Source organism: Kitasatospora sp. NPDC056800 (assembly GCF_042789775.1).
In the GTDB taxonomy this organism is placed as follows: domain Bacteria; phylum Actinomycetota; class Actinomycetes; order Streptomycetales; family Streptomycetaceae; genus Kitasatospora.
In genome coordinates this window covers 44,663-60,682 of the sequence record NZ_JBHUAL010000017.1, presented here as the reverse complement: position 1 = coordinate 60,682, position 16,020 = coordinate 44,663, and the positions used below count along the sequence as shown (strand labels likewise).

The 16,020-nt window shown below is 74.2% G+C and carries 14 protein-coding genes; 12 read left to right on the top strand and 2 right to left on the bottom strand.

The window, feature by feature from the left end:
• Positions 1 to 473: 473 nt before the first annotated feature.
• The 6 genes from ACFRQN_RS06265 to ACFRQN_RS06240 all read left to right on the top strand — a co-directional run bounded on the left by ACFRQN_RS06265 (position 474) and on the right by ACFRQN_RS06240 (position 7,195).
• Positions 474 to 3,521 carry a nitrate- and nitrite sensing domain-containing protein gene (locus tag ACFRQN_RS06265; RefSeq protein WP_380738625.1) on the top strand — a complete coding sequence of 1,016 codons (3,048 nt, stop codon included), beginning with the start codon at positions 474 to 476 and terminating at the stop codon, positions 3,519 to 3,521.
• Positions 3,518 to 3,937: a roadblock/LC7 domain-containing protein gene (locus ACFRQN_RS06260; protein WP_049652175.1), complete on the top strand. Its 420-nt coding sequence runs from the start codon at positions 3,518 to 3,520 to the stop codon at positions 3,935 to 3,937. Before ACFRQN_RS06265 ends, ACFRQN_RS06260 begins: the two co-directional genes overlap by 4 nt.
• Before the next feature lie 8 nt (positions 3,938 to 3,945).
• Entirely contained in the window at positions 3,946 to 4,557 is a 612-nt protein-coding gene (locus tag ACFRQN_RS06255) for a DUF742 domain-containing protein (protein ID WP_380738623.1), read from the top strand.
• Complete coding sequence (locus ACFRQN_RS06250) at positions 4,538 to 5,212, top strand: ATP/GTP-binding protein (RefSeq protein ID WP_079272453.1); 675 nt, start codon at positions 4,538 to 4,540, stop codon at positions 5,210 to 5,212. Before ACFRQN_RS06255 ends, ACFRQN_RS06250 begins: the two co-directional genes overlap by 20 nt.
• A 387-nt stretch (positions 5,213 to 5,599) precedes the next feature.
• Positions 5,600 to 5,785, top strand: coding sequence for a hypothetical protein (locus ACFRQN_RS06245; RefSeq protein WP_049652176.1), 186 nt, complete (start codon positions 5,600 to 5,602; stop codon positions 5,783 to 5,785).
• Positions 5,786 to 6,571: 786 nt separating this feature from the next.
• Complete coding sequence (locus ACFRQN_RS06240) at positions 6,572 to 7,195, top strand: winged helix-turn-helix domain-containing protein (RefSeq protein WP_380738641.1); 624 nt, start codon at positions 6,572 to 6,574, stop codon at positions 7,193 to 7,195.
• 204 nt (positions 7,196 to 7,399) lie between these two features.
• Here ACFRQN_RS06240 and ACFRQN_RS06235 read toward each other — a convergent pair whose 3' ends face one another.
• Positions 7,400 to 8,182, bottom strand: a complete 783-nt coding sequence (locus ACFRQN_RS06235; protein WP_049652177.1) for an IclR family transcriptional regulator — start codon at positions 8,180 to 8,182, stop codon at positions 7,400 to 7,402.
• Between the two features lie 431 nt (positions 8,183 to 8,613).
• Between ACFRQN_RS06235 and ACFRQN_RS06230 the strand changes: the two genes are divergently transcribed.
• The 6 genes from ACFRQN_RS06230 (at position 8,614) to ACFRQN_RS06205 (ending at position 14,543) form a co-directional block, all read left to right on the top strand.
• Complete coding sequence (locus ACFRQN_RS06230; protein WP_380738621.1) at positions 8,614 to 9,723, top strand: ABC transporter substrate-binding protein; 1,110 nt, start codon at positions 8,614 to 8,616, stop codon at positions 9,721 to 9,723.
• Between the two features lie 59 nt (positions 9,724 to 9,782).
• Entirely contained in the window at positions 9,783 to 10,823 is a 1,041-nt protein-coding gene (locus ACFRQN_RS06225) for an NrtA/SsuA/CpmA family ABC transporter substrate-binding protein (protein ID WP_380738619.1), read from the top strand.
• Positions 10,820 to 11,686 (top strand): ABC transporter permease, encoded by an 867-nt coding sequence (locus tag ACFRQN_RS06220; RefSeq protein WP_259316971.1) that lies wholly within the window; start codon positions 10,820 to 10,822, stop codon positions 11,684 to 11,686. Before ACFRQN_RS06225 ends, ACFRQN_RS06220 begins: the two co-directional genes overlap by 4 nt.
• Positions 11,683 to 12,459 carry an ABC transporter ATP-binding protein gene (locus ACFRQN_RS06215; protein WP_375873428.1) on the top strand — a complete coding sequence of 259 codons (777 nt, stop codon included), beginning with the start codon at positions 11,683 to 11,685 and terminating at the stop codon, positions 12,457 to 12,459. The genes ACFRQN_RS06220 and ACFRQN_RS06215 overlap by 4 nt, the downstream gene beginning before the upstream one ends.
• An 86-nt stretch (positions 12,460 to 12,545) precedes the next feature.
• The gene (locus ACFRQN_RS06210; protein WP_380738616.1) at positions 12,546 to 13,451 is read left to right on the top strand and encodes an ABC transporter substrate-binding protein; all 906 of its coding nucleotides are present in this window, start codon (positions 12,546 to 12,548) and stop codon (positions 13,449 to 13,451) included.
• Between the two features lie 3 nt (positions 13,452 to 13,454).
• A complete protein-coding gene (locus ACFRQN_RS06205; RefSeq protein ID WP_380738614.1) occupies positions 13,455 to 14,543 on the top strand; it encodes an LLM class flavin-dependent oxidoreductase in 1,089 nt (362 codons plus the stop codon).
• A gap of 131 nt (positions 14,544 to 14,674) precedes the next feature.
• Here the strand turns inward: ACFRQN_RS06205 and ACFRQN_RS06200 are convergent, their stop codons facing one another.
• Entirely contained in the window at positions 14,675 to 15,667 is a 993-nt protein-coding gene (locus ACFRQN_RS06200) for an aldo/keto reductase (RefSeq protein WP_380738612.1), read from the bottom strand.
• Between the last annotated feature and the right edge of the window lie 353 nt (positions 15,668 to 16,020).

The following is a 16,020-nucleotide window of genomic DNA, read 5'->3' as shown; positions in this document are numbered from 1 at the left end:
CAGGGTTGTGGCGGTGACACGACGAGATCGGCACCGGCCTCCTCCGGTGGTGTCGTCCCCGGGGAGGTGCGGAGGAGGAACCGCCGAGGGTGCGGGGGCCTCGTGTCAATCCCGCATTTCCGGGCACGGGCGGACATTTCGGACGCGAAGCGGGGGAGGGGGAGGCCGGTTTCTGACGTGTGCGGGACGAGACCGGTCGGTGGACTGGTTCGCCCCTCGAACGAGTGGTGAGGGCGTAGTAGAGTCTCGCAGACCTGTGGCCGGAAACCCCTCCTCCGACCTTGCCCTCGGCACCCTCCATGCCGTCCCGCGCCACCCCCCGTACCAGCCCCGTACCAGCACCGACCCGGCTCCGCCTCGGCCCCGATCCGGCCCTGAACCGGCGCCTCGACACCATCCCTCCACCGCTCCCGCCGTTCCTACCGTTCCCATCGCTCCCCGTCCGCGCCTGGCACTTCCCGACCGAGGACTCCATGCGTCTGCGCAGCAGCTCGATCCGCGCGAAGATCATCGCGCTGCTCCTGGTGCCCATCGTCGCGCTCGCCGCGCTGTGGGCCTACGCGACGATCGCCACCACCGGGGACGTCTGGAACCAGCTCGGGATCAGCCGTACGTACAAGGAGTTCGCGGGCCCGGTCGACCAGTACACCGGGGACCTGCAGAACGAGCGCCGCGCCGCCGTCCAGCGCCTGGCCGACCCGCGCTCGCCGGCCGCCAGGGACGGCTACGAGCGGGCCAAGGCCGCCACCGACCGCAGCCTGGACGTGCTGCGGCAGAAGAAGGACACCTCCGCGGGCAAGCTCTCCGCCCCGCAGCGCGGCCGCTTCGTGCAGATCGTCGCCGCCGCCGACCAGCTCGGACCGCTCCGCGCCCAGGTCGGCCGCTCCGCGCTGAACTGGGAGTTCGCGCTGGGCCAGTACAGCGACCTGGTCAAGCCGGTGTTCGGCTTCCGGTCCGCCTACGTCGCCCGGCAGAGCGGCCAACTCCCGCGTCAGGGCACCATCCTGATCGAGCTGGTGCGCGCCCGCGAGTACCTGTCGCAGGAGGACGCGGCGATGGAGGGCCTGCGCACCGGCGTCGCCAAGCCCACCGCCGAGCAGTACCAGGTCGCGCTGGACGCCCTGCACAACCAGCAGGCGCTGTTCACCGTCTACGTCGCCGAACTCGACCCCGCCGACCAGTCCGACTACGTCGCGCTGCGCGGCGGCGAGGCCTGGGGCGCGCTGGCCCGCGCCGAGGCGGACTTCGTCGGCGCCGGCGGCCCCGAGCGGGTGGTCCAGGCGCTTAACAGCGACTCCTGGCGGGTGACCGCCGACCGGGCGCTCGGCGACCTCGCCTCGATCAACAGCCGGATCTCCGCCGGGCTGGACGAGCGCGCGCGGTCCGCCTCGATGGGACTGCTGTGGCGCGGCGGCATCGCCGGTGCCATCGGCCTGGTCGCCGTGGTGCTGTCGATCATGATCTCGTTCCGGATCGGCCGCGGCCTCGCCCGCCAGCTGATCGGCCTGCGCAACGCGGCCCACGAGCTGGCCGGCACCCGGCTGCCGTCCGTCATGCTGCGGCTGCGCCGCGGCGAGCCGGTGGACGTGGCCACCGAGGCCCCCGAGCTGCACTTCGGGGACGCCGAGATCGGCCAGGTCGGCCAGGCCTTCAACGCGGTGCAACGCGCCGCCGTCGAGGCCGCCGTCGAACAGGCCGAACTGCGGCGCGGGGTCTCGGCGGTGTTCGTCAACCTGGCCCGGCGCAGCCAGGTGCTGCTGCACCGCCAGCTCACCCTGCTCGACACCATGGAGCGCCGCACCGAGGACCCGGCGGAGCTGGAGGACCTCTTCAAGGTCGACCACCTCACCACCCGCATGCGACGGCACGCCGAGGGCCTGATCATCCTGGCCGGCGGCTCGCCCGGGCGCGCCTGGCGCAAGCCGGTCCGGATGGTGGACGTGGTCCGGGCGGCGGTCGGCGAGGTCGAGGACTACGCCCGGGTGATCGTCCGGCCGTTCCCCGGCACCGGCCTGCTCGGCAGCGCCGTCGCGGACGTCACCCACCTGGTCGCCGAACTCGTCGAGAACGCCGCCGTGTTCTCCCCGCCGAGCACCCAGGTCACCGTCCAGGGCGAGGTGGTGGCGCACGGCTTCGCGCTGGAGATCGACGACCGCGGCCTCGGGCTGAGCGAGCAGCTGCTCGCCGAGATCAACGAACGCCTCGCCGTGGAGCAGGAGTTCGATCTCGCCGACACCGACCGGCTGGGCCTGTTCGTGGTCAGCCGGCTGGCCCGCCGGCACGGCATCCGGGTGCACCTGCGGCCGTCCCCGTACGGCGGGACGACGGCGGTGGTGCTGATCCCGCGCGAGCTGCTCGCGGAGGCCCCGGACGGGCGGCCGGAGCCGGGCACGGCCGGGCAGCGGCCCGCGGCGGGCGGCCGGCGCGGGCAGCGGGACCTGGTGGCGGTGCCCGGGTCGGGTGGTGCTTCCCCGTCGGCGGCTCCGTCGGCACGCCCGTCGGCTCCCTCGTCGGCGTCCGCGGTCGGTTCCGCCGGTGCCGATGGTGACGCGGACGGCAGGTACCGCGGGGCGACGGGAGGGCCGCGGCCCTCCGCGCCGGACGCGGGCCGGACGGCGGGCGGACTGCCACGCCGGGTCTCGCGCGGCAAGGGCGGGCCGGTGCTGGTCCCCGCGCCCGCGGCGGACCCCGAGGACGCGCCGGGGCCGGGGCGGCACCGGCGGGAGGACGTCGTGGTGGCCGCGGCCGAGGCGGCCGTCGCGGCTGCCGAGGCCGGCGGAGCTGCCGGGGCCAGTGGAGTCGGCGGCTCCGTCGGGCGGACCGACCCGGTCGCGGTTCCGCCCGCGGGTGCCGCTCCCCGGACGGCGGGCGGCCTGCCCCGGCGGGTCCGGCAGGCGAACCTGGCGCCGCAGCTCAGGGAACAGCTCACGGAACAGCTGAAGGAACGGTTCCGCAACGGAGCCGGTACCGGAGCCGACGGCGGGGCCGGAGGCGCGTCGGCCGGCGACGGATCGGCCGGAGGCACCCAGGACGGCCGGGGCCCCCGCGACGGCGGGGAGGCCCGGGAGGTCCGGGAACGCTCGCCCGAGGAGGCGAGGGCCACCTTCGCCTCCTTCCAGCGCGGCTTCACCCGGGGGCGAGGGGCCACGGCCCCGGCGGACCGTACGGTCGGCTCCCCGGGCCGCGCCGGTGCGCCGACGGACCGGACCGGCGCTCCGTTGACGGATCGTCCCGGCACACCCGACGATCGTGCCGTGCGGGGGACCGGACGGCCCACCGCCGTACCGGCCTGGCAGCCGCCCGACCGGTCCCGGCGGGCGATCGCCCCGGCGCCCGCCCCGGCGGCGCTGCCCGCGCCGCGGGACACCGGCCGGGCGCCGCTCGTCCGGCGGGTACCGCCGGGGCAGCCGGTCCGCCGGACCCCGGACACCGCCGTACCCGCACCACCCGCTTCATCCGCACCACCTGCACCACCCGCTCCACACGCACCACCCGCTCCAGCGGAAGGAACTGATTCATGACCACGTCGATGCAGTCGTCAGGGGACCTCAACTGGCTCCTGGACGACCTGGTGGGGCGCGTCGCGGCCCTGCGGCACGCGGTGATCCTCTCCAACGACGGCCTGGCCACCGGCGCCTCCCGCGACCTCGACCGCGAGGACGCCGAGCACCTGGCCGCCGTCGCCGCCGGGTTCCACAGCCTGGCGAAGGGCGCCGGCGGGCACTTCAAGGTCGGCGGCGTCCGGCAGACCATGGTGGAGCTGGACGAGGCCTTCCTGTTCATCACGGCCGCCGGCGACGGCAGCTGCCTGGCCGTGCTGAGCGAGGCCGAGGCGGACATCGGCCAGATCGCGTACGAGATGGCGCTGCTGGTCAAGCGGGTCGGCGAGCACATGGCCGCCGAGCCGCGCACCGAAACCGCCCCGCCGGTGAGATGAGCGGTCCGATGGCGGATCCGAAGGCGGATGAGCCGGACGGCCCGGAGACGCCGGACGGCCCCCAGGTGCCGGTGGGTACGGCCGGGCCGTCCGGCAGCGGCGGTTCCTCCGGTGCCCGCGGGCCGTCCGGCAGTGGCGGTTCGGACGCCGTCGACCGCCCGGACGGCCATGACGGCCAGGACGGCGAGGTCGACCCGGACGGGCCCGACGTCGACCTGTTCCGGCCGCGCACCCCGGTCGACGACCGCTGGTTCGACGACGAGGCCGGCCCGGTGGTGCGGCTCTACTCGATGACCCGCGGCCGCACCCGGCCGGTCGAGGAGGGGCTGTTCGACCTGATCTCGCTGGTCACCGCCGTCGATCCCGGGCCGGTCGCGGGGGCCGTGCCCGCGCACGTCCTCGACCCGGAGCACCAGACGCTGCTCACCCTGTGCCGCCGCGAGCCGCTCTCCGTCGCCGAGCTCGGCTCCTACACCGACCTGCCGGTCAGCGTGGTGCGGGTGCTGCTCGGCGACCTCTACGACGCCGAGCTGATCAGCGTCACCCGACCCGTTCCGCTCGCCGAGCTGCCGGACGAGCGCCTGCTGCGAGACGTGATCAATGGACTCCGTGCGCTCTGACCCCCGCCCCCGCCCGGAGGGCACCGTGCCCGATCCGGACGGCACCGCGTCCCACCCGGCGAACGCCAACGACCCGCGCTGGCGCGGCGGTCCGGCCGTCGCGGTGAAGATCCTGGTCGCGGGCGGCTTCGGCGCGGGCAAGACCACGCTGGTCGGATCGGTCAGCGAGATCCGGCCGTTGCGGACCGAGGAGGAGCTCAGCGAGCTGGGCCGCCCGGTCGACGACACCTCGGGGGTGGAGGCGAAGCGCACCACCACCGTCGCGATGGACTTCGGCCGGATCGATCTGCGGCCGGGCCTCGCGCTCTACCTGTTCGGCACGCCCGGGCAGGACCGGTTCTGGTTCGTCTGGGACGAGTTGGCCCGCGGCGCGCTCGGCGCCCTGGTGCTCGCGGACACCCGGCGGCTGGCCGACTGCTTCCCGTCGGTGGACTTCTTCGAGCAGCGCGGCATCCCGTTCCTGGTCGCGGTGAACTGCTTCGAGGGCACCGAGCGGTTCTCTCCGGACGAGGTCCGCGAGGCACTCGACCTCGACCCGGACATCCCGGTGGTGCTCTGCGACGCGCGGCTGCGGCAGGACGGCAAGGACCTGCTCGTCGCGCTGGTCGAGCACGCCGCCGCCGGCCGGCACCGCCGCGCCCCGGTCGGCGCCTGAGGGCGGCTCGGCCCCGGCCGGACCCGGCTCGGTCCGGTCGGAGCAGGTCCGGCTCCGGCCGGGGTCGGCCCGCGCTCCGGCTCGACAACGGGTGAAGGACGGCTGGGCGACCGCCGTACGACGGGCGTGCGAAGAGTCGGCAGGTCAGCGCGCCGACCTGCCCCTTCCGCCCGCCGTCTCATTCCACCGTCCGCATCGTGGACGATCACTGCGCCGAAGGTTGCCTAGACCGGCCCGGCCGTGGAAGGCTCTGTGGACGAAGGCCGCCCGGCCATGCCGTCGGGGGCGCCGGAAACGCCCCGTTCGTACGGGCGTTGCAACCGGCGGACGGCCTTCGACGAACCGGCGAGGCATCGTCGGCGGGCACCGTCAACGGTGCGCCGCCGTGTGGAGAACGAGGGGGAGGGCAGCAGGATGACCGTCGGCCGACGACGCATCACCACCGCCGTGCCCGGCTCCCCGCTGCCCGGTGCCCCCATGCCCGGCGTCGCCGTGACCGGTGCCGCCGATCCGGCGCTCACCGTCCGCCGCTACATCGACCACGCGCTGATCTGCAGCGCGTGTTGTCGCTGACCGGCCTGACCTTCCCGACCTTCCCGGTACGTCCCCGGCGCTGACGGCCCACCCGGCCCTCTCGGTCCACCGTCCGACGCACCGCCGAAACCCGTCGACCAGGCCGTAGCGGACCGCCCGTCCGGCGTGCCCGCGGCCGACCAACCGGACCCGCCCAGCGGAGAGACCACCAGTGAACATCGTCTGCCCCAGCACCACCCCCGGCATCGTCGGCCGTACCCGAACGGCCGGGTCGGCCCCCGCGATGCGCGCGGGTGGACGGACCGGACGGTGGAACCGGTGCGGGAGCCGCGCCGTGGACAGCCGGCGGGGTCGCCTCGACCTCGAGCCGTTCTGGCCGTCCCGGCAGCCGCACCTGTTCGATCAAACGTGTCCCGGCTCGCCCAGCGCGTCCCGGCCCTCCGCCCGCTGATCCGGTTCGTTCCGGTCCAGCCCAGGCAGTACGCCCGGTCGACGCGCAGACGACTCCACCCCGTCCGTCACGCGCGAAATGAGCGGCACACCATGTCTTCTTCCTCCACGGCCACCCTGCCCCTGCCCACCGCGACCCCGCACCTGCGCGCGGTCCGCTCCGTCCCGCCGGTCTCCTCCGTCCCCGCCACCGCGCCGGTCGGTCCCGGCGCGTCCGGGGCCGCGGGACCGTCCGTCCCCCCGGCGTCGCTGTCCGACCGATGGCCCGGGGTGGCGGCCCGTCCGCCCTATGCCGGACCGACCCACGCCGGAACGGCCCATGTCGGACCGACCCGTCCGGCGACCGTCCCGGCACCCGCAGCCGCGCAGCCGGGAGTGACCGTCCCGCAGGTGCCCCAGGCGCTGCTCGCCGCGCTGCCGGAGGGGGCGGCCGTCGTCGCCACCCTGCCGCAGGGCGCGCTGCCGCAGGGTCTGCTCGCCCAGTACGGAATCCAGTTCGGCGGCGTGAACGGCGGCGCGATGGTCGGGTACCTGGTGCTGGTGCCGACCGAGGGCCCGGCGGCGCAGGTCGTCGGCCTGCCGGGGGCTCCGGCCGGTGTCGGGGCCGCGGCCCAGCTCCCCGGGGCCCACCCGGCCCACGGGGCGCAGCCGACGACCGGCGGGCCCGCCGGCCAGACCGTGGCGGGGGTCCGTCCGGTCCGCCCGGCCGGGCGCGGCATCGCCGTCGACACCGAGCGGCGCAACGCCTACGTCGACGGGCGGCTGCTCGACCTCACCTACCTGGAGTTCGAGCTGCTGGCGCACCTCACCGAGCACCCGCAGCGGGTGCACACCCGGGACCACCTGGTCTCCGCGGTCTGGGGCTACGGCCATGTCGGGGACGGGCGGACGGTCGACGTGCACGTCGCCCGGCTGCGCCGCAAGCTCGGACCGGCCTACCGGGACACCATCGTGACGGTCCGCCGGGTCGGCTACAAGTACACCCCGGCCGCGGTCTGACGGCTGGTTCCGGCCTGACGGCGAATCTGACAGCCGATCTGACGGCCGGTCCGGCGTCCGATCTGGCAGCCGGTCGCCAACGGCCTCTTGCCGCCGGTCGGTTGACCATCGGCCGGTCGAAGCAGCGGACCGCTCGTCCTGGACACGGACGGGCGGCCCGCTGCTTCGTCGCGTTCCGGCGGCGCGGAAGGAGCGCCGGGAGCGTCAGCCGCGCTGGTCCGGCGGGAGCAGGAGGACGGCGAGGGCGTCGGCGCAGCCGCGGGCGTGGCCGAGGAACCAGTCCAGCCGGTCGTCGGTGAGGTGCGCGGGCGTCGAACGGACCGCCAGCGCGAACCGCGCCTGCCCGGCGCCGTCCAGGACGGGCACGGCCACCGTCCGCACCCCGGCGGTCGACTCGCCGTCGTTGAGCGCGTACCCGGCCGTCCGGACCTTCGCCAACTCCTCCTCCAGGAGCGCCGGTTCGGTGATCGTGCGGTCGGTGAAGGAGGCCAGCGGGCCGAGTGTCGAGGGCGTCGTCTCGCCCGGGCGGGGCCAGGCCAGCAGGACCTTGCCGAGCGCCGTGGAGTGCAGTGGGCGGCGCAGGCCCAGTCCGGTGTCCGGGCGGACCGATCCGCCGACCAGGATCACCGCGTGCGCGCCGCTGCGGATCGCCAGGTCGGCGGTGGCCTTGGTGCGCCGGGACAGCAGCTCCAGCTCGGGCCCGGCGAGGTGCAACCCGCGCTGGTGGAAGGTGAGCTGGCCGAGTTCGGCGACGGCCGGACCGAGCCGGTAGCGGGCGGTCTGCTCGTCCTGCTCCAGGAACCCGGCGCTGACCAGCGTGCGGGCCAGCCGGTGCGCGGTGGAGACCGACAGGCCCATCCGGCGGGCCAGGTCCGAGGCGCTCAGGTCGGGGCCGTTGTCATGGAAGCAGTGCAGCAGTCCGAGCGCGCGCTGGACGGCCTGCGCACCGGCCGGCGGACTCTGGACGGCGGTGGCGGCCCCGGGCATGGCACCTCGCGTTTCGGTTCGGAACTCCGGCCCGGCGGCCGGAGGCGGTCTCAGCGTAGGGCAGCCGGTGCTGCGGGAATGTGTCGACGACGTTGCAATGGAATGGCGTTGATGAACAACCGATCCCATCATGTGGCAAAGACTTGCCTCGGGCTCGTCCGCCGTGGAACGCTCCTGGCATCGCGCCGGACGGCCACTCGGTCCAGGCGGCGCCTGCCCCGACTCTGCGGAAGGAGAAGCACCGTGACGTCCCACCGGTGTCTCCCCTCCCGTGCGTGTTGTCGCTGACCGACGCCTCCTGCGCCACCTGCCTTCCTCCCTGCATCGTGGCGTACAACTTCCTTGCGCACCAGGCTTCCTGTGCCTTCGTGCGGTAATCGATCCCGAGCTCCTCCGGCTGTCGTCGGAGCCCCCGTAGAGGACCAACTCCGTTGTCCAGTCGCATCCAGAACGCCTCCCCGCTTCCCGACACCCTCTGGTTCACCCGCTGCCCGGTGCCCACCGCGACCGGGATCGCCGCCGACCAGGGGTGGCTCGCCCGGGAGTTCGCCGCCGACGGCATCGCCGTCCGCTCCTTGCAGGACGCTCCGCCGGAGGTGGCGGCGGACCACCACTACACCCACGCGCTGACCGGACTGTTCCGGGAGGGCGGCAACGTCCCCGCACTGTGGGCCCGTTCGCGCGGCGAGGCGACCAGGCTGATCGGCCTCACCTGGATCGAGGAGCGCCAGGTGGTGCTGGTGCGGGCCGGCAGCGGCGTGACCGAACCGGCGCAGCTGCGCGGACTGCGGCTGGCGGTGCCGCATCATGACATCGGCATCGACTTCTGGCGGGCGATGGCGCTGGCCGGCCTCCGCGGCGCCCTCGGGCTCGCGGGCCTCACCCTGGCGGACGCCGAGCTGGTGGACGTCCCCGGCGTCCCGGGTGGCGGGCAGTGGTCCGCGGAGCTGGCCGCCCTGCGGGACGGGGTGGTGGACGCGGTGTACGTGAAGGGGGCGCTCGCCGTCGAGGCGGCCCGCCGGATCGGTGCGGAGGTGGCCGTGGAGCTGGACGCGGCGCCGGACCGCCGGGCCCGGGTCAACAACGGCACCCCGCGGCCGATCACCGTCCACCAGCGGCTGCTGGACGAGCAGCCCGAGCTGGTCGCCCGGTTCCTCGCGGTGCTGCTGGAGGCCGCCGACTGGGCGGCGGAGCACCCGGAGGAGGTGGTCCGGATCCTGCGGGCCGAGACCGGTGCCGGGGCCGAGGGCGTCGCCGGGGCCTATGCGCCGGGCAGTCACCGCACCCTGCACCTGGACCTGTCGGCGGAGCGGCTGGAGCTGCTGGCGCTGCAGGAACGGTTCCTCAGGGAGCAGGGCTTCCTCGCCGCGCCGGTGGACGTCCGGGCGTGGGCCGACCCGGAGCCGCTCCGTGCGGCCCGCGAGCTGCTGCGTGTGCGGCGTGCGGGTGAGGGTGCGGGTGTCGCTGCCGGCACCGACACGAGCGGCGCCGCAGGTTCGGGTGCGGGCGCCGACAGCGCTCGGATCACAGACTTCAGGTAACAGCGTTCAGCTAACAGATTTCAAAAGTTGTCAGCTGTCGGCTGTCATCTGTCACTCACATGGAGACCCCCGTGAAGACCCCCCGCCTCGCCCTCGCCGCCACCGCGCTGCTCGCCTCCACCGCCCTGGCCGCCTGCGGCTCGTCCGCCGACGGGGCCAAGGCCTCCGCCGAAGGCGGGGCCGGTGGCAAGGCCGACGTGGTGCTCCGCCTGCCCGACCCCGGCAACAACGGCTTCCTCGCCCGCGGCAAGAAGGACGGTTCGCTGGACCGGGCCCTGGCGGCCGTCCACGCCAAGGTCGCCTGGACCGGCAGCGCCGGCCCCTTCGCCCCCGCCGCCCAGGCCCTCTCCGCCGACCAGCTGGACGTCGCCCAGGGCTCGATCACCTCGGCCGTCGCCGCGCTCGCCCAGAAGCCCGGCTTCAAGCTGTTCGCCCAGACCGCGCCCGACGGCGTCGGCGAGGGGATCCTGGTGAAGAACGACTCGCCCGTCAAGTCCGTCCAGGACCTGGTCGGCCGGAAGGTCGCCGTCTCCCAGGGCGGCACCAGCGAGTACCTGCTGCTCAAGGCGCTGGCGAAGAACGGGGTCCCGGCCGACAAGGTGGAGCGGGTCTACCTGCGCGCCGACCAGACCTCCGGGGTCTTCAACTCCGGCCAGGTGGACGCCTGGGCGACCTGGAACACCTTCTCGACGCCCGCCATCGCCAACGCCGGCGCGCACTTCCTGGTCAACGGCCAGGAGGTCGGCTCCGACAACTACGCCGTCTGGGCGGTGCGCAACGGCTTCGCCGACAAGCACCCCGAGGTGGTCAAGGCGTTCTACACCTACCTGCGCGAGAACGGCGAGAAGGAGAAGGCCGACCCGGCCGGCTACCTCAACGTGTTCACCGACGCAGGCCCGACCGCCGTCACCCCCGCCGAGAAGGACGTCGCGGTGAACGTCAGCAGGCAGGGGACCCCGGCCGACGCCATCTCCGACGCCGACACCGCCCGGTTCGGGACGGTCGCCCAGTTCTTCGCGGACCAGAAGGTCACCAAGCAGCTGGTGGACGTCAAGCCCTACCTGATCGACGTCAACAGGCTCGGGGACGGTGCCAAGTGACCACCGTGACCGAGAAGTTCACCCCCGAGGACACCCGGGCCGCCCTCGACGCCGGCCTGGTCGCCCCGCAGAGCCGGCGGCACCGGCCCCGCCCCCGCGCGCTGGCCGTGACCCTGCGCACCGTCGGTCCGCTCGCCCTGCTCGGTGGCTGGGCGCTCGCGTCCGCCACCGGCGCGCTGACCCAGGACGTGCTCGCCTCGCCCGCCCAGGTCGCCCAGGCCGTGGGGGAGTTGTGGGGCAACGGTCAGCTGACCGACGCCCTGTCCGTCTCCCTCACCCGGGCCGGGCTCGGCCTGTTCTTCGGCGCGACCACCGGCCTGGTGCTCGGCGTGGTCACCGGATTCACCCGGCTCGGCGAGGAGTTGCTCGACTCCGCGATCCAGATCCTGCGGACCGTCCCGTTCCTGGCCCTCGTCCCGCTGTTCATGGTGTGGTTCGGCATCACGGAGACCGCGAAGGTGGCCCTGATCGGGGTCGCCACCAGCTTCCCGATGTACGTGTCCGCCTCGGGCGGGGTCCGCAGCACCGACCGCAAGCTGGTCGAGGCGATGCGCAGCTTCGGCCTCGGCCGCTGGGCGATCGTGCGCACCGTCGTGCTGCCCGGTGCGCTGCCCTCGCTGCTGTCCGGACTGCGCCTGTCGATGACGCTCAGCGTGATCGCCCTGATCGCCGCCGAGGAGATCAACTCCACCGAGGGCATCGGGTACTTGATGGCCCAGGCGCAGAACTACTCGCGCACCGACGTCCTCGCCGTCTGCATCCTGATCTACGGGCTGCTCGGCCTCGCCGCCGACGGCATCGTCCGAGTCCTGGAGCGCGTGCTGATGCCGTGGCGCCAGGCCGTCCAGGGAGCGGCCCGATGACCGCCGACACGACCACCGCCGCCGCCCTCGCCCCCTCCTCGCCCCGTTCGCCCGCCCCTCCCTCGGCGACCGAGCGGACGGCCCCGGCCGTCCACCTGCGCGGCCTGCGCCGGGTGTTCGGCACCCGGGCGGTCCTCGACGGGGTCGACCTCTCCATCGCCCGCGGCGAGTTCGTCGCCCTGCTCGGCGCCAGCGGAACCGGCAAGACCACGCTGCTGCGCATCCTCGGGGCGCTCGACCAGGCCGACGAGGGCACCGTGCTCGTCCCGCCGGTCCGTACCGTGGTGTTCCAGGAGCCCCGGCTGGTGCCGTCCAAGCGGGTGCTGGCCAATGTCACGGTCGGCCTCCCGCGCGGCGCCGCGACCCGGGAGACCGGGCTGAAGGCACTCGCCGAGGTCGGCCTGGAGCGGCACGCCGAGGCCTGGCCGGCCACCCTCTCCGGCGGTGAGGCGCAGCGCGTCGCGCTCGCCCGGGCACTCGTCCGCGAGCCGCAACTCCTGCTGCTGGACGAACCGTTCGCCGCCCTGGACGCGCTCACCCGACTGCGCATGCAGGACCTCGTCGGCGACCTGGTGCGCCGCCACCGCCCGGCGGTCCTGCTGGTCACCCACGACGTGGACGAGGCCGTACGGCTCGCCGACCGGGTCGTGGTCCTGCGCGACGGCCTGCTCGCCCGGGACGAGGCCGTCACCGTCGAGAGCCCGCGCGATCCGGCCGACCCCGCCTTCGCCGACCTGCGGCGCCGTCTGCTCGCCGACCTCGGCGTCCACTGACGTCCGCGACCCCCCGCTTTCCCCGACCTTCCCCCGATCCCGCCTGCCTTCCCACAAGTCAGGCCCGCACCACCGGAGTTGACCAGATGACCGTCACCCTCGGCGTCCACGCCAGCAACCCCTCGCTCTACTACCTCGCCCGACTCCCGTACCTGGACGAGGAGCTGGCCCCGCTCGGCGAGACCGGCGCCTTCCACCACTACGCGGACGGCACCCGCACCGGCGCCCTGCTCGCCGAGGGCGTCATCGACTTCGGCGGCACCGGTTCCACTCCGCCGATCACCGCCCAGGCGGCCGGCCACGACCTGGTCTACGCGGCGGTCTCGGCGCCCCGCCCGGACCACGGCGCGCTGCTGGTGCTGGACTCCGGTCCGGTGCGGACGGTCGCGGACCTCAAGGGCGGCACCGTCGTCCTCTCCGTCGGTTCCTGGCAGACCCACCTGCTCGCCAAGGCCCTGCACGCCCAGGGGCTCTCGTACGGCGAGGACGTCACCCCGGCGCGCCCGGCGGCCGGTGAGGACCAGGCCCGGCGGCTGCGCGACGGCGAGATCGCCGGCTGGATCGCCCAGGGCGCCGAACTCGCCGCGGCCCGCCGCACCGGGGAGTTCCGTGAACTGGTCCGCACTGGTGACGTCATCACCGACCGCTCGGTGTTCTTCACCCGTCGGGACTTCGCGACCGGGCGCCCCGAGGTGGTCGCCGCGATCGCGACCGCGCTGCGCCGGGCGGACGCCTGGGTGGCCGCCAACCCGGCCGAGGCCGCCGCGATCGCCGCCGAGAACCTGGGCGGCACGGCTGCCGACTGGCAGTCCGCACTGGTCGCACTGCCCTGGCGACTGGAGCCCGCCACGGCCGGGTTCGTCGCCGAGCAGCAGGAGGCCGCGGACATCTTCCACGGTGTGGGCTTCATCGACCGGGCGCTGACCGTCGCCGACGCCCACCTCTCCGCGCTGGAGGCCCCGGTGGCCGCCGCGCTCGCGAAGGCGGTCTGACCCATGGCCTCCGAAGTCCTCTGGTACATCATCCCGCGCGAGGGCCACTACCCCTGGGAGCCGGCCGGGCGCCGCCCGGTGGACCTCCGCTACCTCCAGCAACTGGCTGGCAGCGTCGAGCGGTTGGGCTACACCGGCGCCCTGCTCGCGACCGACCTGTACGACGTCTGGACGCTCGGCAGCGCGCTCGCCGCCGCCACCACCCCGGCCTTCAAGCCGCTGCTGGCCGTCCACCCGGGGCTGGTCTCGCCCGCCCTGCTGGCCAAGATGGCGCTCAGCTTCGACCACCTGCACGGCGGCCGACTGCGCTTCAACGTGGTGAACGGCTCGACCGCGCAACTGCGCGAGTACGGCCTGGACGTCGAGCACGACGACCGCTACCGGCTCAGCGGCGAGTACTGGTCGATCGTCAAGCGCCTCACGGCGGGCGAAGTCTTCGACCACAAGGGCGAGTTCTACGAGCTGAAGAACGCGGGCGCGAGCCTGCGCGAGCTGGCCCCGGCGCAGCCCGGCGGCATTCCGCTCTGGTTCGGTGGCAGTTCGGCGGCCGGCATCGAGATGGCGGCCGAGCACGTGGACGTCTACCTGACCTGGGGCGAGCCGCCGCACCTGCTCAAGGAGAAGCTGGACCTGGTCCGCGAGCGCGCCGCCGCCCACGGCCGGACTCTGCGGATCGGACTGCGACTGCACCTGATCGTCCGCGACACCGAGGACGAGGCCTGGGCGGCCGCCGACCGGCTGCTGGACGTCACCAGCGAGGCCACCTACGCGCGCCAGCTGGGCGGGGCGAAGGGGGAGGACGGGGTCGGCTGGCAGCGGCAGTTCCGCCAGCACGGGGGCAAGGTGCCGGCCCGGGCCCGCGAGCTGGAGGCCTACCCCAACCTCTGGCCGGGGATGAGCCTGTTCCGCCCCGGCCCCGGCACCGCGGTGGTCGGCTCGACGGCCCAGGTGATCGAGCGCCTGCAGGAGTTCGAGGCGCTGGGTGTCGACACCTTCATCCTGTCGGGCAATCCGCTGCTGGAGGAGGCCCACCGGGTTGCAGAAACGGTTCTGCCGGCCCTGGGCATCAAGCGGCCGGCAGCGAACAGCTGACGGCTGACAAGTAACAGATATCAGCGAACAGATAACAGATGACAGCTGACAGATTTCGAAATCTGTCAGCTGTCATCCGTCGATCGTCAGCCGTCAGCCAACGCCTCCCGCTCCGCCGGAGGCGCCTCGGCTCAGCGGCTCAGCCGGTCGATCTCCGCCAGCTCCTCAGCCGTCAGCGGGCCGCCCGCCAGCGCGTCGAGGTTCTGGTCCAGCTGGGCCACGCTGCTCGCGCCGATGATCACCGAGACCACCCGCGGGTCCCGCAGCACCCAGCACAGCGCCAGCTGCGCCAGCGTCTGCCCGCGCCCCTCGGCGACCTTGGCCAGAGCCCGCAGCCGGTCCAGCTTCGGCCCGGTCAGCGCCTCCTCGGTGAGGAACTTCCCGACTGACATCCGCGAGCCCGCCGGCACCTCCCCGGTCAGGTAGCGGTCGGTCAGCAGCCCCTGGGCCAGCGGCGAGTACGCGATGAGGCTGGTCCGGGTGTCGCCCACCGCGTCCAGCACGCCGTGGTCCTCCACGTACCGGTTGAGGATCGAGTACGCCGACTGGTTCATCAGCACCGGCGTCCCCAGCTCGCGCAGGATCGCCACCGCCTCCCGGTGCTGCTCCGCCGGGTAGTTGGAGATCGCGGCGTACAGCGCCTTGCCCGAGCGCACCGCGCTGTCGAGCGCCCCCATCGTCTCCTCGATCGGGGTGTCCGGGTCGTACCGGTGCGAGTAGAAGACGTCGACGTAGTCCAGGCCCATCCGGTCCAGCGACTGGTCGAGGCTGGCCAGCAGGTACTTGCGGCTGCCGCCGTTGCCGTACGGGCCGGGCCACATGTCCCAGCCGGCCTTGGTGGCGATGAACAGCTCGTCCCGGTACGGCCGGAAGTCCTGGGCGAACAGGTAGCCGAAGTTGCGCTCGGCGCTGCCGTACGGCGGGCCGTAGTTGTTCGCCAGGTCGAAGTGGGTGACACCCCGGTCGAAGGCCCGGCGGAGCACCGCCCGCTGCACCTCCAGCGGCTGGGCGTCACCGAAGTTGTGCCAGAGCCCGAGCGATACGGTGGGCAGCTGGACGCCGCTGTGGCCGGCCTTCCGATAGGTCATCGAGTCATAGCGGTCATCCGCGGCGAGGTAGCTCATGCCGGACATCTTGCCAGTCGGCCGTGGCGGATCAAGCCCTTGCCCCGTCCCCGGCCGGTGCCTATGCTCGCGGAGGATCGTGCGCGTGCGAGGCGGGGGGGAGGCGAGATGGCAGTCCGGACCGTGACCGCCGCCGCAGCCCGCTGTTGTTGTCGCCGCCACCGCAGCACCGTCCGCTGACGCCACCCGCGTGCCCTGCCGCCCGAGCGGCGCGCCCGCCCGTCCCGTCAGCCGCTCCGCCGGTGCCCGCCCGTGGGAGTGCGGCGCCGGACCGCGTACCGGCTCCCCGTGCCCCGCGCGGCCCGTCGGCTCCCGGGGCTCCACCGGCCTCGTCACGCCCGGCCCGGTCTGCG